We start from the raw sequence: 22,168 nt of genomic DNA, 5'->3' as shown, positions 1-22,168 counted from the left end.
CGTACGGAACAAAGGAGTTCACCCCGCGATGACCGCCGCCCCCGACCTGGTCCTCACCGGTGCCGAGGTCCGCACCCTCGATCCGGCCCGCCCCCGTGCCACCGCCGTCGCCGTCCGCGACGGGCTGATCGCCGCCGTCGGCGACGAACGGGACGTACCCGGCTGGCGAGGGCCCCGCACCGAGGTCGTGGACCTGCGCGGTGCCCACCTGGTGCCCGGCCTGGTCGACGCGCACAGCCACCCGGTGTGGGGCCTGGACATGGCGACCGGCGCCGACCTGTCGGGGGTGACCGGCCTGGCGGCCCTGCGGGCGGCGCTCGCCGGGGCCGCCCGCGTCGACGGGTGGGTGATCGGCCACGGCCTCGACCACAACGCGTTCGAGGGACGACCGGTGGACCGCGCGCTCGTCGAGGACGTACTCGGCGGCGCGCCCGCCTTCCTGCGCCTGTACGACGGCCACTCGGCCCTCGCCACCGGGGCGGCGCTGGCCGCGGCCGGGGTCACGGGCGCGCGGGTCTTCGAGCAGCGGTCGGAGGTGGTGTGCGACGCCGACGGCCGGCCGACCGGGCATCTGGTCGAGCACGCGGCGATGCGACTGGTCGAGTCCGTGATGCCCCGCCCGTCGTACGCGGCCCGCCGCAAGCGGCTCGTGGAGCTGCTGGCGGCGATGGCCGCGACCGGGCTGACCGGGGCGCACGTCATGGACGAGGGGGACGCCGAACTCGTCGGGGCGGTGGCCGAGGAGACCGTCCTGCCGTTGCGGCTGCGCTTCGCGCCCTGGTGCATGCCGGGGGTCGACGGCGCCGGGCTCGCGGAACTGGTCGCGGCCCAGGGGCGGGGCGGCCGGCACTGGACGGTCGACGGGGTGAAGTTCTTCATGGACGGGACGGTCGAAGGGGGCACCGCCTGGCTGGAGCACGCGGACTGCCACGGGCAGGGGACGGCGGCGTTCTGGCCCGATCCGGACGCCTACGCTGCCGCCGTACGCCGGCTGCACGCGGCCGGGGTGCGCACGGCCACGCACGCGATCGGGGACGCGGCGGTACGGCACGTCCTGGACGTGGTGGCGGAGCTGGGGGCGGGCGCGGCGGGCCGGCACCGCATCGAGCACATCGAGACGGCGCCGGACGCGCTGCTGCCCCGGTTCGCGGAGCTTGGGGTGGCCGCGTCCATGCAGCCGCCGCACACCGCGTACACGCGGGCGGACGGCACCGACGAGTGGTCCCGCCGGCTGGGCACGACTCGCGCAGGCCACGCGTGGCGCCTGCGCGACCTCCGTGACGCGGGCGCGACGGTCGCCCTCGGCTCGGACTGGCCGATCGCCCACTACGACGCCCGGGCCGTCCTCGCGACGGCCCGCGCACCGAGGGGCGCGGCGTCGGCGGGCGCGGGCCTGACCGGCCTGGAGGCACTGGAGGGCTGCACGAGCCACGCGGCGCGGGCGGCGGGGGAGTCGGAACGGGCGGGCCGCATAGCGGTCGGCTACCGCGCCGACCTGACGGCCCTCGCCCTGGACCCGGTCACCGCCCCCACGGACGAACTGCCCGAGGCCCCGATACGCCTGACGGTGACCGGAGGACACGTGGTGCACCGGGGAGAGTGAGCCGCCGACAACTGAGCGAGCTCGCCACCGCCGACCCCACCCGTCGTGGCCGAGCACCGTCGCGGCGGGAAAGGGGAGCCGGCAGACGGCCCGGTCCGCCGGCCGTCGTGAGCCAGGGGCCGAGCGAGGTTCGCCACCGCCGGCCCCACCCGTCGTGGCTGAGCGCCGTCGCGGCGGGAAAGGAGGGACTGGCGGTTGTTCTGTAACCGGCCGCTCTCTTTTGTCCGCCGCGACGGTGCTCAGCCGCCGCGGTGGTGGGCGGCGGTGCCGGGCCGGCCGGTCGCCCGCGGGCCGGCCGGTCGCAGTCGAGGTCGTCCTTGAACCGGCGGGGCTCCCGGGGGCGTCGGTTCAGCCGCCCGCAGGGCCCCGTAGCAGGCTCACGCCCGTCGGTTGGCGGGGCAGGGTGTACGGGAGGGCGCCGTACCAGAGGCGGGTCACTGTGAAGCCGAAGGTCAGGCAGAGGGCTCCGCCCACCGCGTCCAGCCAGAAGTGGTTGGCCGTGGAGACGATCACCAGCAGGGTCGCCGCCGGGTACAGCAGGCCCAGGAGCCGTACCCAGGGGACCGAGGCCAGGGCGAAGACCGTCAGGCCGCACCACAGGGACCAGCCGATGTGCATGGACGGCATCGCGGCGTACTGGTTCGACATGTGCTTCAGGTCGCCCGAGGCCATCGAACCCCAGGTGTGGTGGACCGTCACGGTGTCCACGAAGCGGCCGCCGTTCATCAGGCGGGGCGGGGCGAGCGGGAACAGGTAGTAGCCGAGCAGGGCCACGCCCGTCGTCGCGAAGAGGGCGAGGCGGGCCGCGGCGTAGCGGCCGGGATGACTGCGGTAGAGCCAGACCAGCACACCCAGCGTCACCACGAAGTGCAGTGTCGCGTAGTAGTAGTTCATGCCGATGATCAGCCAAGTCACCGAGTTCACGGCATGGTTGACCGACTCCTCGACGGCGATCCCCAGGTGCCGCTCGGCCCGCCAGATCCAGTCCGCGTCGCGCAGCGCCTGCGCCTTCTGCTCGGGGACCGCGTTGCGGATCAGCGAGTAGGTCCAGTAACTCACCGCGATCAGCAGGATCTCGAACCAGAGCCGGGGCCGCCGCGGGGTGCGCAGCCTGCTGACGAATCCCTGTCCTCTCTCGCCCGTGACGGTCCGCGGAAGGGTCTGTTGTTCGCGACCTTCCGGCTCTGTCACGGTCGAGTCACTCATAGGCACAGAGTCTGCCAGAAAAGACGTCTTCGACAGATCATCCCAAGGTTGGACCGACCACGCATGTTCTACGGCGTGACGACTACTGCGGTGGTATCAGGCCGCGGTCAGCCCCGGCCGACGCGGTCCCCGGGGGCCGACGCCGTGGAACCGCGCACCACCAGTTCCGGCATGAAGACGAACTCGCTGTGCGGGGCGGGCGTACCGCCGATCTCCTCCAGCAGCGTGCGCACTGCCGCCTGTCCCATCGCCGGGACCGGCTTGCGGATGGTGGTGAGGGGCGGGTCGGTGAACGCGATCAGCGGGGAGTCGTCGAAGCCGACGACGGAGACGTCCCGTGGGACGTCGAGCCCGCGCTGCCGGACCGCCCGTATCGCGCCCAGGGCCATCATGTCGCTGGCGCAGACGATCGCCGTGCAGTCGCGCTCGATGAGCGCCGTCGCGGCCGCCTGGCCGCCCTCCAGGGTGTACAGCGAGTGCTGCACGAGCTCCGTCTCGACGGTCTCCGCGCCCAGCCCCAGCTGGTCCTGCACCGCCCGCACGAAGCCCTCGATCTTGCGCTGCACGGGCACGAACCGCTTGGGCCCGAGGGCGAGGCCGATCCGGGTGTGGCCCAGGGAGACGAGGTGGGTGACGGCGAGCGTCATCGCGGCCCGGTCGTCGGGGGAGATGAACGGCGCCTGCACCTTCGGCGAGAAACCGTCCACCAGGACGTACGGCACGCCCTGCGCCCGCAGCCGCTCGTAGCGCTGCATGTCGGCCGTGGTGTCCGCGTGCAGCCCGGAGACGTAGATGATGCCGGCGACCCCGCGGTCCACCAGCATCTCGGTCAGCTCGTCCTCCGTGGACCCGCCCGGGGTCTGGGTGGCGAGCACGGGGGTGTAGCCCTGCCGGGTCAGCGCCTGTCCGATGACCTGGGCCAGGGCCGGGAATATCGGGTTCTCGAGCTCGGGGGTGATGAGGCCCACCAGCCCCTCGCTGCGCTGCCGCAGCCGTACCGGACGCTCGTAGCCGAGGACGTCCAGGGCGGCGAGCACGGACTGGCGGGTGGTGGCGGCGACGCCCGGCTTCCCGTTCAGGACCCGGCTCACCGTCGCCTCGCTCACCCCCGCCTGCGCTGCGATGTCGGCAAGCCGTGTGGTCACGGCACTGGACTGTACCGGCCGTATGTCCCCTTGCACACCGATCGGGCGCCTGATGCGGCCTGGGGGGCGGCCCGGGGCGGGCTGCTGCGTCATCGCACTCCCTCATGAAACGTGACGGCAAGAGCTTGCAGAGTCTTGCACAAGTCGCCCCCGTACCGCTCCACCGCCGTAAACAAGCGTCTCACGGCGGTCGCCGACAGGTCACGCCCGGATAACTTCGGAGATCTCTTGCACTTTTTTTCTGCAAGGTCTTTCGCAAGGGTTGCATCGCTGTTACGTTCCCTGACGCCCGGCCGCCGAAGCAACGGCGCAGTCGGCACGACAGCGGGACGGTGGACGGGACCGCCCCCGCATCACACGGGCTTAACCCTCAAGGAGAACTCATGCGGCGTGGCATAGCGGCCTCCGCGCTGGTGGCGTCCCTCGCCCTCACGGCGACGGCGTGCGGCGGGAGCGGAAACGACAGCAAGTCGGACGGCCCGGTCACCATCACCTGGTGGGACACCTCCAACGCCACCAATGAGGCACCGACGTACCAGGCCTTGATCAAGCAGTTCGAGGCCGCCAACAAGAACATCAAGGTCAAGTACGTCAACGTCCAGTTCGACCAGGCGCAGAACAAGTTCGACACGGCCGCCCAGTCCGGCAAGGGCGCCCCCGACGTGCTGCGCTCCGAGGTCGGCTGGACCCCCGCCTTCGCCAAGGCCGGCTACTTCGTGCCGCTCGACGGCACCGCCGCCCTCGCCGACAAGGACAAGTTCCAGTCCAGCCTGATCACCCAGGCCCAGTACGAGGGCAAGACCTACGGCGTGCCGCTGGTCACCGACACCCTCGCGCTCGTCTACAACAAGGCGCTGCTGAAGAAGGCCGGCATCACCGACGCCCCCAAGACCTGGGACGAGGTCAAGGCCGACGCCGCCAAGATCCAGGACAAGGCCAAGACCACCGGCTACTGGGGCCCCGAGGCCGCCTACTACACGCAGCCCTTCCTGTACGGCGAGGGCACCGACATGGTCGACGCCTCCGCCAAGAAGATCACCATCACCTCGGCGGCGGCCAAGAAGGGCTACCAGACCTGGCTGGACCTCTACTCCGGCAAGGGCCTGCACAAGGCGGACACCACCGCCGACGCCTACGCCCACCGCCAGGACGCCTTCGTCAACGGCAAGGTCGCCATGACCATCGAGGGCCCCTGGGAGATCACGAACTTCTACAAGGGCTCCGCGTTCGGCGACAAGTCCAACCTCGGCATCGCCACCGTCCCGGCCGGCTCCACCGGCAAGGCGGGCGCCCCGACCGGCGGCCACAACCTCTCCGTCTACGCCGGCTCGGACAAGGCCCACCAGGAAGCCGCCGAGAAGTTCGTCGCCTTCATGACCTCCGCGAAGTCCCAGACGGAGATCGCCCTGAAGAACTCCACCCTGCCGACCCGCTCCGACGCCTACACCGCCGCGGTCAAGGCCGACCCGGGCATCGCCGGCTACCAGGCCGTCCTCCCCTCCGCCCAGCCGCGCCCGGCGCTCGCCGAGTACTCCTCCCTGTGGGGTCCGGTCGGCACCGAGCTGACCAAGGTCGCCGGTGGCAAGGAGTCCCTGGACAAGGGCCTGGGGAACGCCGAACTCGGGATCGAGAAGCTCGTCCCCGACTTCAGCAAGTAGGCCCGCGTGGCCGCCGGAGCGCCCTGTTCAGGGGGAGTGCTCCGGCGGCCGCCGGCCTGTGCCAGGCCGCCCAGCCCGCCCATCCCGGATTTTCCAGAAGGTGTCGAACCATGACAGTCGCCATCGACCGCGCGACCGGCAAACGCCACGGTGACCGCGCGCCCCGCCCCGGGCTGGGCCAGCGGATCAGGAACGGCTACCAGAAATACTGGTACGCCTACGCGATGATCGCCCCCGTGGCCGTCGTGCTCGGGGCGCTCGTCATCTACCCGTTGGTGTACGGCTTCTACCTGACGTTGACGGACGCCAACAGCCTGAACACCGCCCGCACCATCGGCATCAACCACATCGACGCCACCTACAAGTTCATCGGCCTGGACAACTACAAGGACATCCTGTTCGGCCCGACGTCCTACGACCGCTTCTGGTCCCACTTCCTGTGGACGATCGTGTGGACCGCGCTCTGCGTCGCCCTGCACTACACGATCGGCCTGGGCCTCGCCCTGCTGCTCAACGAGAAGTTCCGCGGCCGCACCTTCTACCGCATGGTGCTGGTGCTGCCCTGGGCGGTCCCCACCTTCGTCACCGTCTTCGGCTGGCGGTTCATGCTCGCCGACGGCGGCATCATCAACAGCGCCCTGCACTTCCTCCATCTGCCGCAACCTGACTGGCTGGAGGACACCTTCTGGCAGCGGGCCGCGGCGATCCTCGTCAACACCTGGTGCGGCGTGCCGTTCATGATGCTCTCGCTGCTCGGCGGCCTCCAGGCCATCGACGGCACGCTGTACGAGGCCGCCGAGATGGACGGCGCGAGCGCCTGGCAGCGCTTCCGGTACGTCACCCTGCCGGGCCTGAGGTCCGTCAGCTCCACGGTCGTCCTGCTCGGCATCATCTGGACGTTCAACCAGTTCGCCGTCATCTTCCTGCTGTTCGGCAACACCGCGCCCGACGCCCAGATCCTGGTCACCTGGGCCTACTTCCTCGGCTTCGGACAGCAGCCGCGTGACTTCGCCCAGTCCGCCGCCTACGGCATGCTGCTGCTGGCCGTCCTGATCGTCTTCACCTCCTTCTACCGCCGCTGGCTCAACCGCAACGACCAGCAGCTCGCGATCTGAGGCAGGAGTTCCCATGAGTACGACCACCGTCGAGACCTCCGCCCAGGTCGCCGAGGAGACCCCCGTGACCAGCACCCGCCGCATCCGCGGCCGCGGCGAACGCGGCCCGCTCGGTACCGCCGTCACCCACGGCGTGCTGGGTGTCGCGAGCCTGATCGCGTTCTTCCCGGTCGGCTGGCTGATCTTCCTGTCCCTCGGCCCGGACAAGGACGACTACCTGCACCCGAGCGGCATCTGGCACAAGATGACGCTGAGCAACTACTCCTTCGTCCTCCAGCACACCGGCTTCTGGGACTGGTTCAGGACGACGATGATCGTCGTCGGCGGCACCACGGTCATCGGGCTCATCCTCGCCTCGACCACCGGCTACGCGGTCTCCCGGATGCGCTTCCCCGGCTACCGGAAGTTCATGTGGCTGCTGCTGGTCACCCAGATGTTCCCGATCGCCGTCCTGATCGTGCCGATGTACCAGATCCTGTCGAACCTCGGCCTCATCGACAGCTACCTCGGCCTGATCCTCGTCTACTGCACCACTGTCGTCCCCTACACGGCGTGGCTGCTCAAGGGCTACTTCGACACGATCCCCTTCGAGATAGACGAGGCCGGCCGGGTCGACGGGCTCAGCCCGTTCGGCACCTTCGCCCGGCTGATCCTGCCGCTGGCCAAGCCCGGCCTCGCGGTCGCCGCGTTCTACAACTTCCTCACCGCCTTCGGCGAGGTCGCCTTCGCCTCCACGTTCATGCTGAGCGACGACAAGTACACGTTCGCGGTGGGGCTCCAGAGCTTCATCAGCGAGCACGACGCGCAGCGGAACCTGATGACCGCGACGGCGGTGCTGATCGCGATACCGGTGGCCGTGTTCTTCTACCTCGTGCAGCGGAACCTGGTGACCGGACTCACCGCCGGCGGGACCAAGGGGTAGCACGCCGGTTCATGAGCGCCCCGTAAGGGGCGCGGGGAACTGCGCGACCAGCCCCGACGGCGCCGCACCCGAAACTCGGGGCGGCCGCGATGTCCATCCGACCCCGCTGACACCGCGGCCGCCTCGTCACCACCGTCATACGCAGTACGCACACCTGATCCCATCGCCCCTTTACGTACCAAGGACGCCATGAGCCAGCAGCACTCCGCCATCGCCCCGGCACCGAACCCCGCCGCAGCCAAGCGCAGCGACTGGTGGCGGGACGCGGTGATCTACCAGGTCTACCCGCGCAGCTTCGCCGACAGCAACGGCGACGGGATGGGGGACCTGGAAGGCGTACGTTCCAGACTGCCCTACCTGCGTGACCTCGGCGTCGACGCGGTGTGGCTCAGCCCGTTCTACGCCTCGCCGCAGGCCGACGCAGGTTACGACGTCGCCGACTACCGTGCCGTGGACCCGATGTTCGGCAACCTGCTGGACGCGGACGCGCTGATCCGGGACGCCCACGGGCTGGGCCTGCGGATCATCGTCGACCTGGTGCCCAACCACTCGTCCGACCAGCACGAGTGGTTCAAGCGGGCGCTGGCGGAGGGGCCGGGATCGCCGTCGCGCGACCGGTACCACTTCCGCCCGGGCAAGGGCGAGAACGGCGAACTCCCGCCCAACGACTGGGAGTCCATCTTCGGCGGCCCCGCGTGGACCCGGGTCGCGGACGGCGAGTGGTACCTGCACCTCTTCGCCCCCGAGCAGCCCGACTTCAACTGGGAACACCCCGCCGTCGGCGACGAGTTCCGCTCCATCCTGCGCTTCTGGCTGGACATGGGCGTGGACGGTTTCCGGATCGACGTGGCCCACGGTCTGGTGAAGGCGGAGGGGCTGCCGGACCTCGGCGGCGCCGACCAGCTCAAGCTGCTGGGCAACGATGTCATGCCGTTCTTCGACCAGGACGGCGTACACGACGTCTACCGGCAGTGGCGGCACGTTCTGGACGAGTACGCGGGGGAGCGGATCTTCGTTGCCGAGGCGTGGACCCCGACCGTCGAGCGCACCGCCAACTACGTCCGTCCGGACGAGCTCCACCAGGCCTTCAACTTCCAGTACCTGAGCACGGAGTGGGACGCGGCCGAGCTCCGCGGGGTCATCGACCGCACCCTGGAGGCGATGCGCCCGGTCGGCGCTCCCGCCACCTGGGTGCTCTCCAACCACGACGTCACCCGGCACGCCACCCGCTTCGCCAACCCGCCGGGCCTGGGCACCCAGATCCGGCTGGCCGGTGACCGGGAGCTGGGGCTGCGCCGGGCGCGGGCGGCCACCCTGCTGATGCTCGCGCTGCCCGGTTCGGCGTACGTCTACCAGGGCGAGGAGCTCGGCCTGCCGGACGTCGTGGACCTCCCCGACGAGGTGCGCCAGGACCCCGCGTACTTCCGGGGCGCGGGCCAGGACGGGTTCCGGGACGGCTGCCGGGTGCCGATCCCGTGGACGCGGGACGGGTCGTCGTACGGCTTCGGACCGGGCGGCAGCTGGCTTCCGCAGCCCGCGAGCTGGGGCGAGCTGAGTGTGGAGGCGCAGACGGGGGTGGCCGGTTCGACGCTGGAGCTGTACCGCGCCGCGCTGGCCGTCCGCCGTGCCCAGCCCGACCTGGGTGCGGGCGACGGGGTGGAGTGGCTGCGGGCACCCGAGGGCGTACTCGCCTTCCGGCGCGGGGAGTTCGTCTGCGTCGCGAACACGACCGGGGAGTCCGTCACCACTCCGGCGTACGGCAGCGTGCTGCTCGCCAGCGGTGAGCTGACGGAGGCGGACGGCGAGGCGAAGCTGCCGGCCGACACGACCGTGTGGTGGACGACCGCCTGACGGACCGTCACAGAGTAATTTATTGCGGCAACTTCACAGGGCCCGCTACCCAACTGGGTGGCGGGCCTTTAACATCTGCGCAACCGCAAGGTTTCAGCAAGGTTTCTGCAAGAGCCTTCAATGGTGAAGGAACCCCACATGGCACGTAAGACCCTCTCCGCCGCACTGGCGCTGGCCGCCTGTAGCGTTGTCATGACCCCGTCCGTCGCGTCGGCCTCCCCGCCCGGCGCCAAGGACGTCACCGCCGTCCTCTTCGAGTGGAACTACGGCTCCGTCGCCAAGGAGTGCACCAGCACCCTCGGCCCCGCCGGCTACGGATACGTCCAGGTCTCCCCGCCCGCCGAGCACATACAGGGCTCGCAGTGGTGGACGTCGTACCAGCCGGTGTCGTACAAGATCGCGGGCAGACTCGGTGACCGCGCGTCCTTCCAGAACATGGTCAACACCTGCCACGCGGCCGGCGTGAAGGTGGTCGTGGACACCGTCGTCAACCACATGTCGGCGGGCAGCGGGACCGGGACGGGGGGTTCGTCGTACACGAAGTACGACTATCCCGGCCTGTACTCCTCCTACGACTTCGACGACTGCACCTCCCCCGTCTCGAACTACGCCGACCGCTGGAACGTGCAGCACTGCGAACTCGTCGGCCTGGCCGACCTGGACACCGGCGAGGAGTACGTCCGCAAGACCATCGCCGGCTACATGAACGACCTGCTGAACCTCGGCGTGGACGGCTTCCGCATCGACGCGGCCAAGCACATCCCGGCCGAGGACCTCGCCAACATCAAGACCCGGCTGACCAACCCGTCCGTGTACTGGAAACAGGAGGTCATCTACGGCGCGGGCGAGGCCGTCCAGCCCACCGAGTACACCGGCAACGGGGACGTCCAGGAATTCCGATACGCCTACGACCTCAAGCGCGTCTTCAACGACGAGAACCTCGCCTACCTGAAGAACTACGGCGAGGGCTGGGGGTACCTGAGCAGCTCGGTCGCCGGGGTCTTCGTCGACAACCACGACACCGAGCGCAACGGCTCCACCTTGAACTACAAGGACGGCGCCAACTACACCCTGGCCAACGTCTTCATGCTGGCCTACCCGTACGGCGCCCCGGACATCAACTCCGGCTACGAGTGGTCGGACGCCGACGCGGGCCCGCCGAACAACGGTGTGGTGAACGCCTGCTGGCAAAACGGCTGGAAGTGCCAGCACGCCTGGCCGGAGATCATCCGCATGGTCGCCTTCCGCAACGCGGTGCGCGGCCAGGCGGTGACGAACTGGTGGGACGACGGCGCCGACGCGATCGCCTTCGGCCGGGGCGCGAAGGGCTACGTCGCCATCAACCACGAGTCGGGCCCGCTGACCCGGACGTACCAGACGTCACTGCCGGCGGGGACGTACTGCAACGTGCAGAACAACACGAGCGTGACCGTGAACAGCGCCGGACAGTTCACCGCCACCCTGGCCTCGAACACCGCGCTGGCGGTCTACGCCGGGAAGTCCACCTGCTGATCGTCCATCCGCTGCGTCCCTATCACCGACAGCAGCCGCAGCGCCTCCTCGGAGCGTGAGCCCGGGGTGGCGGTGTAGATCACGACCTGCTGGTCGCGGTCGGTGATGTCGAGGGCGTCGCAGTTGACGGTGACCGGGCCCACCACCGGGTGCCGGAAGGTCTTGACCAGGGTGGGCTCGGCGGCCACGTCGTGGGACTCCCATAGCCGCCCGAACTCCTCGCTCCCGGCGAGGAGTTCGGCCACCAGCCCGGCCACCTCGGGCGAGTCGGGATAGCGTGCGGCGGTGGCCCGCAGCCGCTGTGCCGAGAGCCTCGCGAAGGCGTCGACGTCCGACACCCCGTACAACCTGTCGCCCGCGTACGGCCCGCCGCCCTTCAGGCGCGGGCCGAGGAAGGCGCGGCGCACGAGGTTGCGGTCCCGCGGGGGCAGCGCGGAGAAGTCCTCCATGAGGGCGGCCGCCAAGTCGTTCCAGGCCAGTACCTCGAAGGTCGCGGAGGTCACGAAGGCCGCGGCCTGCGGGAGCCGCCGCAGCAGGTCGAGCAGGCTCTGCCGGACCTCGCGCGAGGGGCCGGGCGGCGGCCCCGGCGGGGCCCCGGCGAGATGGTGGAGATGGGCGCGTTCGGCGTCCGACAACCGCAGGGCGCGCGCCAGCCCGCCCAGCACCTCCCGCGACGGACGCGGCCCCCGCGCCTGTTCGAGCCGTGTGTAGTACTCGGTGGAGATGAACGCCAGCTGCGCCACCTCCTCGCGCCGCAACCCCGGCGTCCGGCGCCGGGTACCACGGGGCAGCCCGACCTCGGCGGGGGAGATCCGCTCCCGCCGGCTGCGCAGGAACGCCGCCAGTTCTTCCCTGTCCACATCTTCAGTGTGCGCCGCTCACCGTGCCTCATCCAGGTACTGCCGATGCCTGGATGCGCCCGGAGCCCGGCCGCAGGCTCGTGGTCATGGAGAACACAGTCACCCCAGTCACCGCGGGCCTGCTGGCCGGCAAGGTCGCCTTCGTCAGCGGCGCGGGACGCGGCATCGGCGCGGCGGCCGCCCGGCTCTTCGCCAGGGAGGGCGCCCGCGTCCTGCTCGCGGCCCGCACCGAGGAGCAGTTGAAGGCGGTCACGGAGGAGATCAGGGCGGCGGGCGGCACCGCCGAGTACACGGTGTGCGACCTGGCGGACGCGCGGAGCGTCCGCGCCGCCGTCGACCGTACGGTGGAGAGCTACGGCCGCCTCGACATCGCCTTCAACAACGGCGCCGTCGGGCAGCCGCCCGGTCCTCTGGACGAACTCCCCGAGGCCGACTTCGACCAGGTCACCGCCGTGAACCTGAAGGGCGTCTGGCTCGCCATGACGGCCGAGGTCGCCGCCATCCGTGCCACCGCCGGCACCGGCGCCATCGTCAACAACTCCTCCGTCGGCAGCCTGCGCGCCAACCCCGTGCTCCCCGTCTACGGCGCCCTGAAGCGGGCGGTCAACAGCCTCACCCAGTCCGCCGCCGCCACCTACGGCCCCGAGGGCATCCGGGTCAACGCCGTCGCCCCCGGCGGCACCCTCACCGAGATGGTCCGCGACTGGGACGCTGCCACCCCCGGCGTCATCGCCCGCATCGAGGCCACCAGCCCCCTGGGCCGCATGGCCGACCCCGCCGAGATCGCCGAGGCGGCCGCCTGGCTCCTGAGCGACCGCGCCTCCTTCGTGACCGGCGCGATCCTCCAGGTGGACGGGGGAGCGGGCGCGTGAACGGCCGCCACCGGGAGGAATCCCGGTGGCGGCCGTCCCGGCCGGTGACTACTTCCAGGTGTCACTCGTGGTGTAGCCCGATGAAGTGCCGGTCGTGTACGACCGGTTGGTGCCCGACTCCCAGGTCACGTTCCCGGACGAGTCCTTCTTGACGTACTTGTACGTGAAGGCCGTGCTCTTCGGGACGATCACCAGCTTGCTCCATGTCGGGTAGGACTCCGAGGAGAGCGGGATCGCGTCGCTCGTGTTCCAGGAGCCGAGGGAGGCGACGGAGCCGACGACGTAGACGTTGGTGCCGTAGGTCGTCGTGGCGTACTCGTTGAAGGTGACGTCGGTGGCGTCGGCGTTCGCCACGTTCCAGGAGTTGTTGAGGGAGAGTGCCGAAGTAGTGGTGGCCGCCGATCTGTTGGCGTTGGACTCCCACGTCACGTTCCCTGAACTGTCCTTCTTGATGAACTTGTAGGTGAAGGACGTGTTGATCGGCACGGTCACCGCGCCCGACCAGATCGGGTACCCGGTGGACGAGAGCGGGACCGCCTTCGAGGTGTCCCAGGCGCCCAGGGCGTCGATGGAGCCGACGACGTAGACGTCGGTGCCGCTCGTGGTGGCCGCGTACTCGTTGAAGGTTGCGGTCACCGTGGAGGTGGAGCCGCCGCCGCTGCCGCCGTCGTCGCAGCCGACCGTGCAGGTGTAGGAGGAGTTGTAGAAGGCGACGGCGTCCTTCGCGGGGATCGTGATGCTCGCGTTGCCGCCGGAGACGGTGACCGTGCTCGCCCCGCCGTCGACGACGTTCGAGTACGTGCCGTCGGCCATGCCCGTCGCGAAGGTGTAGGTGGCCGACGACGAGCCGTTGTTGACGGCGAAGAAGCCGGCGCCGCTGCGGCCGAAGCCGATCACGGAGGACGACTTGGTCGACCAGTTGGACACGGCGGCGCTGCCGGCCGCGTTGTGCCAGGCGACCATGCCGACGACGGCGGTGTCCCGGTCGAGGCAGTTCCAGCCGTCGGAGCAGTCCGTGTCGGTGACGAAGCCCGCGGAGTTCGGCGGCGCCTGGTCGCTCTGCGTCCACTGCCAGCTGGAGTAGATGGTCGGCGTCGACCACTTGTAGGCGAGCTCGAAGAGGTTGGCGAGCTTGTAGCTGTCGCCGTCCTTGTAGCTCATGTGCAGGCCGTTGCGCTCGGTGTCGTGGTTCGTCACGAAGGACACCGAGTTGGCGGCCGGCAGGATGCCGCTGCTCTCCAGGGACGACAGGTCGCTCACGTTGCCCTGGAACGCCGACTTCATCTTGCTCGCGTACGTGAAGTCCAGGACGTCGCCGGAGCCGTAGTAGTCGCTGGGCTGCGGGGTCGAGCCCGGGTACACCTCGTCGAAGACGTACGGCGCGGCGCCGGACGTCGTGGTGTTCAGCTTGGCGACGATGGCCGCCAGGTCGGTGGCCGGGATGTGCTTGGCCGAGTCGACGCGGAAGCCGTCGACGCCCAGGGCGATCTGCTTGTTGAGGAAGGCCGCGAGCCCCGAACGGACGTTGTCGGCACTGGTCTTGAGGTCGGGCAGGCCGAGCAGTTCGCAGTTCTGGACCTGGGTGAGGTTGGAGTAGTCCTGGATGGTCAGGTCGGACGTGGGGCAGTCCGCGGACGTGTGGTAGTCGGCGGGGTCCCAGTCCGGGGTGTCGTACTTGCTGGTGATCGTGGTGCCGTCGTAGCCGGTGCCGGTCTGGGCGGCCGTGTGGTTGATGACCGCGTCCGTGTAGACCTTCACGCCCGCCGCGTGACAGGCGGAGACCATCGACGCGAACTGCGTCGCCGTGCCGAAACGGCTGTTCAGGGTGTACGAGTAGGGCTGGTAGACGTCCCACCAGTAGTAGCTGGACTGCTTGAGGGACTCGGAGGGCGGCGCCACCTGCACCGCGCCGTACCCGGCCGGACCGAGCACGTCGGTGCACTCGGACGCGATCGAGTTCCAGTTCCATTCCCAGAGGTTGGCGATCACGTCGCCCTTGGCGGTGGTGTCAGCCTGCGCGGTGGTGGCCGGCAGGGCGATGACGCCCGCCAGTGCCAGGGCGCCCGCGGCGACTGCGCCGGCGGTGCGCCGGAAGACACCCGGGGGGCGGTGTCTGGTCATGTGCGGCTCCGAAACGAGAGGGACAGCGTTCAACAACCCAGGAGAGTGCGGCAGTTGAGACATCGCGTCAATACGACCGGTGAAAGTTCTTGCTGTGAGTTTCAAGCCTCTTGCTGTAAACCTTTCGTTAGCGATACGGTCGCGCGGGGTCGGACCCAGCACGGATCCATATGAGCCGCTGTCGCTAGGAGTTCACACCGGTGATACATGTCAGACGGGTCGCGGCCGTCGCCGTCGCCGCCCTCGCCGTCGCGCTGGTGCAGCCACTGGCCGCACATGCCGACACCCCGCCCGCGCCGCCCTCCGACGCGAAACTCGCCGCCGAGCCCGCCCGGCACGACGACACCCGCGAGCAGTTCTACTTCGTCATGCCGGACCGTTTCGCCAACGGGGACAAGAGCAACGACAAGGGCGGCCTGACCGGCTCCCAGCTCTCCACCGGCTACGACCCCACCGACAAGGGCTTCTACCAGGGCGGCGACCTCAAGGGCCTGACCCAGCGGCTCGACTACATCAAGGGGCTCGGCACCACCGCCATCTGGATGGCGCCGATCTTCAAGAACAGGGCCGTGCAGGGGACGGGGAGCAACGCCTCCGCCGGCTACCACGGTTACTGGATCACCGACTTCACCCAGGTCGACCCGCACTTCGGGACCAACAAGGACCTGTCGACGCTCATCTCGAAGGCGCACGCCAAGGGGATGAAGGTCTTCTTCGACGTCATCACCAACCACACCGCCGACGTCGTCGACTACGAGGAGAAGTCGTACGACTACCTGTCCAAAGGTGCCTTCCCCTACCTGACCAAGGACGGGCGGCCCTTCGACGACGCCGACTACGCGGACGGGAAGAAGCGGTTCCCGGCCGTCTCCAACGCCTCCTTCCCGCGGACGCCGACCGTCACCAGCGACAGCAAGGTGCCGTCCTGGCTCAACGACCCGACGATGTACCACAACCGGGGCGACTCGACGTTCGCCGGCGAGTCCGCGACCTACGGCGACTTCTCCGGCCTGGACGACCTGTGGACCGAACGGCCCGAGGTCGTGCACGGCATGGAGAAGATCTACGAGCGGTGGGTGAAGGACTTCGCCATCGACGGCTTCCGGATCGACACCGTCAAGAACGTCAACATGGAGTTCTGGACCCAGTGGGCCAGCGCGCTCGACAAGTACGCGGCGCGGCACGGCCGTGAGAACTTCTTCATGTTCGGCGAGACGTACTCCGCCGACACGTCCGTCACCTCCCCGTACGTCACCCAGGGACGGCTGGACGCGACCCTCGACTTCCCGTTCCAGGACGCGGCCCGCTCCTACGCCTCGCAGGGCGGCAGCGCACAGAAGCTGGCGAGCGTCTTCGGCGACGACTACAAGTACACGACCGACAAGGCCAACGCCTACGAACAGGTCACCTTCCTCGGCAACCACGACATGGGCCGGATCGGGTACTTCCTGGAGCAGGACAACCCGAAGGCGACCGACGCCGAACTGCTCGCCAAGGACCGGCTCGCCAACGAGGTGATGTTCCTCAGCCGGGGCAACCCGGTCGTCTACTACGGCGACGAACAGGGCTTCACCGGATCAGGCGGCGACAAGGACGCCCGGCAGACGATGTTCGCCTCGAAGGTCGCCGACTACCTCGACGACGACGAGATCGGCACCGACCGCACCGCCGCCGACGACTCCTACGACCCGAGTGCGCCGCTCTACCGGCAGATCAGCGCTCTCTCCAAGCTGCGCGCGGCCAACCCCGCCCTCGCCGACGGCGTCCAGACCGAACGCTACGCGGCCGACGGCGCCGGGATCTACGCGTTCACCCGGACGGACGCGAAGACCGGCCAGGAGTACGTCGTCGCCTTCAACAACGCCGGCACGGCGAAGACCGCGGCCTTCACCACCGGCTCCGCCGGCATGCGCTACCGCGCGCTCCACGGCACGGACGGCACCGTCACCTCCGACGGCTCCGCCCAGGTCACCGTCACCGTCCCGGCCGAGTCCGCCGTCGTGTACAAGGCCACCGGCCGTCTCGCCAAGCCCGCCACCGCCCCCGCCCTGACCCTCACCGCCCCGGCCGCCGGCGCCACCGGCACCGTCGACCTCACCGCCGGCGTCACCGGCGGACAGCTGAACCGCGTCGTCTTCGCCGCCCAGGTCGGCAGCGGGAAGTGGACCGTCCTCGGCTCCGCCGACCACGCCCCCTACAAGGTCACCCAGACCATCGCCAAGGACGTCCCGGCCGGCACGGCCCTGCGCTACAAGGCGGTCGTGACCGACTCCGCCGGGCACACCGGCAGCGCCCTCGCCGCCACCACCTCGGGCACTCCGCCCGCCGCGGAGACGCCCACCGCCTCCTCCCGCGACTACGCGATCGTCCACTACAAGCGCACCGACGGCGACTACGCCGACTGGGGCCTGTACGCCTGGGGCGACATCGCCGACGGCGAGGCGACCACCTGGCCCGCAGGCCACCCCTTCACCGGCCGGGACGCGTACGGCGCCTTCGCCTACGTCAAACTGAAGTCCGGCGCCTCGAACGTGGGCTTCCTCGTCGTCGACAAGGACGGCGACAAGGACGTCTCCGCCGACCGCTCCATCGACGTCACCAAGACGGGCGAGGTCTGGGTCGAGCAGGGGAAGACGGACGTCCTCACGACGCGGCCCTCCGGCGCGTACCCCGCCCAGGACACCACCAAGGCGGTCATCCACTACCACCGCGCCGACGGGGACTACGACGGCTGGGGCCTGCACGTCTGGACGGGCGCCGCGAACCCCACCGACTGGTCGAACCCCCTGAAGCCGGTGAAGACTGATGCCTATGGCGCCGTCTTCGAGGTACCGCTCACCGCGGGTGCCACCAGCCTCAGCTACATCATCCACAACGGCGACCAGAAGGACCTGTCCGCCGACCAGTCCCTCGACCTCAAGTCCGACGGCTATGAGGTGTGGCTGTTGAACGGCCAGGACAAGCACCTGCTCCCGCAGCCCGCGGGCAGCGCCGCCGCGCTCGACCTGACCACCTCCAAGGCGGTCTGGATCGACCGGGACACGGTCGCCTGGGACGGCGTCGACGGCGCCGCGTCCACCCAGCTGCTCTCCTCCCACGACGGTTCGATCGCCGTCAAGGACGGGACGCTGACCAGCGACGACGAGCGCTGGCTGCGGCTGACCAGGACCACGCTCACCGACGCCCAGAAGGCGAAGTTCCCGTACCTGAAGGACTACACGGCCTGGTCGGTCGACCCGCGTGACCGCGGCCGGGTGCGCGCTTCGCTGAGCGGGCAGCTCGTCGCCTCCCAGCGGGCCGCGAACGGGGCGGTGCTGGCCGCGACCGGCGTGCAGACCGCCGGCGTCCTCGACGACCTGTACGCGCCGGCCACCCAGGCCGACCTGGGCCCGGTCTTCCACCACGGGAAGCCGACCCTGTCCGTCTGGGCCCCGACCGCGCAGTCCGTCGCCCTCGAACTCGACGGCACGGCGAAGCCGATGCACCGCGACCCGGTCACCGGCGTCTGGTCTCTCACCGGCCCGGCGTCCTGGAAGAACAAGCCCTACCGGTACGTCGTGAAGGTCTGGGCGCCCAGCGTCCGGAAGATCGTCACCAACAGGGTCACCGACCCCTACTCGGTCGCCCTCACCGCGAACTCCGAGCGCAGCCTGGTCGTCGACCTCGACGACAGGTCCCTCGCACCGGGCGGCTGGTCGACGTACACCAAGCCCAAGGCCGTGCCGCTGAAGGACGCGCAGATCCAGGAACTGCACGTCCGGGACTTCTCGGTGGCGGACAGCACGGTCCCGGCCGCGCACCGGGGCACGTACCTGGCCTTCACCGACCAGGGCAGCGACGGCGCCAAGCACCTCAAGGCCCTCGCGAAGGCCGGGACTTCGTACGTCCACCTGCTCCCGGTGTTCGACTTCGCCACGGTCCCCGAGAAGAAGGCCGACCAGGCCACCCCGGACTGCGACCTCGCCTCCTACCCGGCCGACTCCGACCGGCAGCAGGCGTGCGTGGCGAAGACCGCCGCCACCGACGCCTACAACTGGGGCTACGACCCGTACCACTTCACGGTCCCCGAGGGGTCGTACGCCACCGATCCGGACGGCACCGCGCGCACGGTCCAGTTCCGGCAGATGGTGAAGTCCCTCAACCAGGACGGTCTGCGGGTCGTCATGGACGTCGTCTACAACCACACGGCGGCCGCCGGACAGGCGGACACCTCCGTCCTCGACCGGATCGTGCCCGGTTACTACCAGCGGCTGCTCGCCGACGGCAGCGTCGCCAACAGCACCTGCTGCTCCAACACGGCGCCCGAGAACGCCATGATGGGCAAGCTGGTCGTGGACTCGATCGTCACCTGGGCCAAGGAGTACAAGGTCGACGGCTTCCGTTTCGACCTGATGGGCCACCACCCGAAGGCCAACATCCTCGCGGTCCGCAAGGCACTCGACGCGCTCACCCTGAAGAAGGACGGCGTCGACGGCAGGAAGATCATCCTGTACGGGGAGGGGTGGAACTTCGGCGAGGTCGCCGACGACGCCCGGTTCGTGCAGGCCACCCAGCAGAACATGGCGGGCACCGGGGTCGCGACCTTCTCCGACCGGGCCCGGGACGCCGTGCGCGGCGGCGGCCCCTTCGACTCGGACCCCGGCGTCCAGGGCTTCGCGTCCGGGCTGTACACCGACCCCAACTCGTCCACGGCGAACGGCACTCCGGCCGAGCAGAAGGCCCGGCTGCTGCACTACCAGGACCTGATCAAGGTCGGCCTGACCGGCAACCTCGCGAAGTACCGGTTCACCGACGACGACGGCAAGGACGTCACCGGCGCAGAGGTCGACTACAACGGCTCGCCCGCCGGGTACGCGGCCGCGCCCGGCGACGCCCTGGCCTACGTCGACGCCCACGACAACGAGTCGCTGTTCGACGCGCTGACGTACAAGCTGCCCGCCACGACCAGCGCGGCGGACCGGGCCCGGATGCAGGTGCTGGCGATGGCCACGGCCACCCTCTCCCAGGGCCCGTCGCTCTCCCAGGCGGGTACGGACCTGCTGCGCTCCAAGTCCCTGGACCGCAACTCCTTCGACAGCGGCGACTGGTTCAACGCCATCCACTGGAACTGTGCCGACGGCAACGGCTTCGGGCGCGGACTGCCGCCGGCCGCCGACAACGAGTCCAAGTGGCCCTACGCGAAGCCCCTGCTGAGCTCGGCCGGCGTTGGGTGCGCACAGATCGACGGGGCCTCGGCCGCCTACCGGGATCTGCTGAGAATCCGTACGACCGAGAGCGTGTTCTCGCTGGACACCGCTGGACAGGTGCAGTCGAAGCTCTCCTTCCCGCTGTCCGGGAAGGACGAGACACCCGGGGTGATCACCATGGCGCTGGGTGATCTCGTCGTCGTGTTCAACGCGACTCCGGGGCAGCAGGAGCAACGGGTGACGCCACTGGCCGGCACCGGTTACCGGCTGCACCCCGTGCAGGCATCCGGTGCGGACTCCGTCGTCAAGTCCGCTTCGTACGACCGGAAGACGGGTACCTTCGAAGTTCCGGGGCGCACGGTGGCGGTGTTCTCCCGGACGACGTGAGAGTGGCATTACGTTGGTGGGGCGGCATCCGGTACCGGGCGCCGCCCCACCGGTTTCCGTCCAGGGGCTGGAAGTATGGACGTCAACGGCAAGCTGACAGACACGACCGTGCTGGTCGTGGACGACGAGCCCGCGAGCCGGTACGCCATCGGCACCGTGCTGCGCCGGGCCGGTCACGAGGTCGTCGCGGTCGCGAGCGGGCAGCAGGCGCTCGGCGAACTCGACGTCCGGCTGCGCAAGGGCGCCCTGCCCGACGTGGCCCTCATCGACGTGCACCTGCCGGACATGAGCGGCTTCGAACTGTGCCGCCGGCTCAAGGACCGGCCGCACATGGCCACCCTGCCCGTCGTGCACTTCTCCGCCCTCCCGGCCGCCCCGGCGGACCGCTGCGCGGGCCTGGACGTGGGCGCCGAGGCGTATCTGACGGTGCCCGCCGAACCGGCCGACATCGAGGCGGCGGTCCGGACCGCGGTGCGCGCCGCCCGGCTGCGCGCCGACGACCAGGCGCTGGTACGGCGGCTGCGGCTGCTGTCGGAGTCGATCGTCACCATCCAGTCGGCGCGCTCGCCGCAGGAGCTGACCGACGCCGCCGCGGACGGCGCCGCCCGGCTCCTCGGCTGCCCCGCCGCCGTCTTCGTCCTCGACCAGAACGACGAGCTGTACCGCGGCCTGTACCGGGAGCGCAGCTCCCTCGCGCTGCCGGACGAGGGCGCCCACCGGGACGTGGCCGCGCTGGTGCGGCGGCTCACCCGGGGCCAGTCCGGGGTGCAGATCACCACCGTGCCGGCCCCGCTGTGGCCCGCCGGGTTCTTCCGGCCCGGGGTGCAGCACGACGCCCGGCTGACGCTGGTCGTCACCCAGGACGGCAAGGTACCGGTGTGCCTGGCCACGCCCACCCGCGGGCAGCGCCGGATCAGCCCCGAGAGCGAGGCGCTGCTCGCCCAGCTCGCCCAGGCCACCGCGCTGGCCGCCGAGCCGCTGCTCAAGTACCAGGTGGAACGCCATGTCGCGCTCACCCTCCAGCACAGCTTCCTGCCCCGCCCGCACCAGCTGCCCGAACTGCCGGGCGTGGACATAGCGGTGCGGTACGAGCCCGCCTCCCAGGAGACGGAGATCGGCGGCGACTTCTACTCCGCGCTGCGGATCGGCGACCAGGTGCTCACCGCGGTCGGGGACGTGGTGGGGCACTCGCTGGAAGCGGCCACCGTCATGGTCGAGCTGCGGCACGCGCTGCGCGCGTACTGTCTCGCGGAGAGCGACCCGGCCGTCCTCGCCGAGCGGCTTGACCAGCTGCTCCAGCACTACCACGCCGAGGTCACGGCCACCGTCTGCCTGGCCCTGATCGATCCGGCGAGCGGGCGCACCCGGATCGCCAACGCGGGCCACATCCCGCCGCTGATACTCGGCGACGACGGCAGCGCCGAGTACGTCAAGGCGGCAGGACCGCTGCTCGGGGTGGGCCTGCCGCACCCGCCGCCCACCGAGCTGGTGCTGGCCCCCTCCGACCGGCTCCTCATGGTCACCGACGGGCTGATCGAGACCCGGGGCGTCGACATCGCGGTCTCCATGGAGCAGCTCCGGGCCGCCGCCGTCGGCGCGCTGCCCGGTCTGGACGCCCTGTGCGACACCCTCCTCGCCTGCTTCGGCCGTGACCGCGAGGACGACGTCGCCCTGCTGGCGCTGCGCCGGACGAACGGATCGCAAAGCCGGCGGAATTGAGGTCGGAATCG

The 22,168-nt window shown here is 70.1% G+C and carries 13 protein-coding genes; 9 read left to right on the top strand and 4 right to left on the bottom strand.

All coding sequences use genetic code 11. The features are described from left to right. The first annotated feature begins 28 nt into the window (after positions 1-28). Positions 29-1,603: an amidohydrolase gene (locus MB828_RS37505; RefSeq protein ID WP_301652066.1), complete on the top strand. Its 1,575-nt coding sequence runs from the start codon at positions 29-31 to the stop codon at positions 1,601-1,603. A 348-nt stretch (positions 1,604-1,951) separates the two neighbouring features. Here the strand turns inward: MB828_RS37505 and MB828_RS37500 are convergent, their stop codons facing one another. Together MB828_RS37500 and MB828_RS37495 are read right to left on the bottom strand one after the other, a co-directional pair. Then, complete coding sequence (locus MB828_RS37500) at positions 1,952-2,809, bottom strand: phosphatase PAP2 family protein (protein WP_301652065.1); 858 nt, start codon at positions 2,807-2,809, stop codon at positions 1,952-1,954. A gap of 107 nt (positions 2,810-2,916) precedes the next feature. Continuing rightward, a complete protein-coding gene (locus MB828_RS37495; RefSeq protein ID WP_133022293.1) occupies positions 2,917-3,954 on the bottom strand; it encodes a LacI family DNA-binding transcriptional regulator in 1,038 nt (345 codons plus the stop codon). A 383-nt stretch (positions 3,955-4,337) separates the two neighbouring features. Here MB828_RS37495 and MB828_RS37490 point away from each other — a divergent pair, with 383 nt between their 5' ends. The 5 genes from MB828_RS37490 (at position 4,338) to MB828_RS37470 (ending at position 11,012) form a co-directional block, all read left to right on the top strand. After that, the gene (locus MB828_RS37490) at positions 4,338-5,612 is read left to right on the top strand and encodes an extracellular solute-binding protein (protein ID WP_301652064.1); all 1,275 of its coding nucleotides are present in this window, start codon (positions 4,338-4,340) and stop codon (positions 5,610-5,612) included. Positions 5,613-5,722: 110 nt separating this feature from the next. Next, positions 5,723-6,727 carry a carbohydrate ABC transporter permease gene (locus tag MB828_RS37485; protein WP_301652063.1) on the top strand — a complete coding sequence of 335 codons (1,005 nt, stop codon included), beginning with the start codon at positions 5,723-5,725 and terminating at the stop codon, positions 6,725-6,727. Positions 6,728-6,740: 13 nt separating this feature from the next. Further along, on the top strand, positions 6,741-7,649 hold the full coding sequence (locus MB828_RS37480) for a sugar ABC transporter permease (RefSeq protein WP_133022296.1): 909 nt from the start codon (positions 6,741-6,743) through the stop codon (positions 7,647-7,649). Between the two features lie 189 nt (positions 7,650-7,838). Then, on the top strand, positions 7,839-9,500 hold the full coding sequence (locus MB828_RS37475; protein ID WP_301652062.1) for a glycoside hydrolase family 13 protein: 1,662 nt from the start codon (positions 7,839-7,841) through the stop codon (positions 9,498-9,500). 138 nt (positions 9,501-9,638) lie between these two features. Then, positions 9,639-11,012, top strand: a complete 1,374-nt coding sequence (locus MB828_RS37470) for an alpha-amylase (protein WP_301652061.1) — start codon at positions 9,639-9,641, stop codon at positions 11,010-11,012. Here MB828_RS37470 and MB828_RS37465 read toward each other — a convergent pair. Further along, on the bottom strand, positions 10,988-11,872 hold the full coding sequence (locus MB828_RS37465) for a helix-turn-helix transcriptional regulator (protein WP_301652060.1): 885 nt from the start codon (positions 11,870-11,872) through the stop codon (positions 10,988-10,990). The genes MB828_RS37470 and MB828_RS37465 overlap by 25 nt on opposite strands. Positions 11,873-11,958: 86 nt before the next feature. On the opposite strand from MB828_RS37465, the gene MB828_RS37460 reads away from it, so the two are divergent. Beyond that, the gene (locus MB828_RS37460; RefSeq protein ID WP_301652059.1) at positions 11,959-12,744 is read left to right on the top strand and encodes an SDR family NAD(P)-dependent oxidoreductase; all 786 of its coding nucleotides are present in this window, start codon (positions 11,959-11,961) and stop codon (positions 12,742-12,744) included. A 48-nt stretch (positions 12,745-12,792) separates the two neighbouring features. On the opposite strand, the gene MB828_RS37455 is transcribed toward MB828_RS37460, so the two are convergent. Beyond that, positions 12,793-14,865 carry a carbohydrate-binding module family 20 domain-containing protein gene (locus tag MB828_RS37455; RefSeq protein WP_301652058.1) on the bottom strand — a complete coding sequence of 691 codons (2,073 nt, stop codon included), beginning with the start codon at positions 14,863-14,865 and terminating at the stop codon, positions 12,793-12,795. A 200-nt stretch (positions 14,866-15,065) separates the two neighbouring features. Between MB828_RS37455 and pulA the strand changes: the two genes are divergently transcribed. Both pulA and MB828_RS37445 read left to right on the top strand, forming a co-directional pair. Further along, the gene (pulA, locus tag MB828_RS37450; RefSeq protein WP_301652057.1) at positions 15,066-20,438 is read left to right on the top strand and encodes a pullulanase-type alpha-1,6-glucosidase; all 5,373 of its coding nucleotides are present in this window, start codon (positions 15,066-15,068) and stop codon (positions 20,436-20,438) included. 75 nt (positions 20,439-20,513) lie between these two features. Further along, positions 20,514-22,157, top strand: a complete 1,644-nt coding sequence (locus MB828_RS37445; protein WP_301652056.1) for a fused response regulator/phosphatase — start codon at positions 20,514-20,516, stop codon at positions 22,155-22,157. The last annotated feature ends 11 nt before the right edge of the window (positions 22,158-22,168 follow it).

This window comes from Streptomyces arenae, from assembly GCF_022343545.1.
GTDB lineage: Bacteria > Actinomycetota > Actinomycetes > Streptomycetales > Streptomycetaceae > Streptomyces > Streptomyces humi.
Note: the sequence above shows the minus strand (reverse complement) of the source record. Positions and strands in the feature narration are given on the sequence as shown.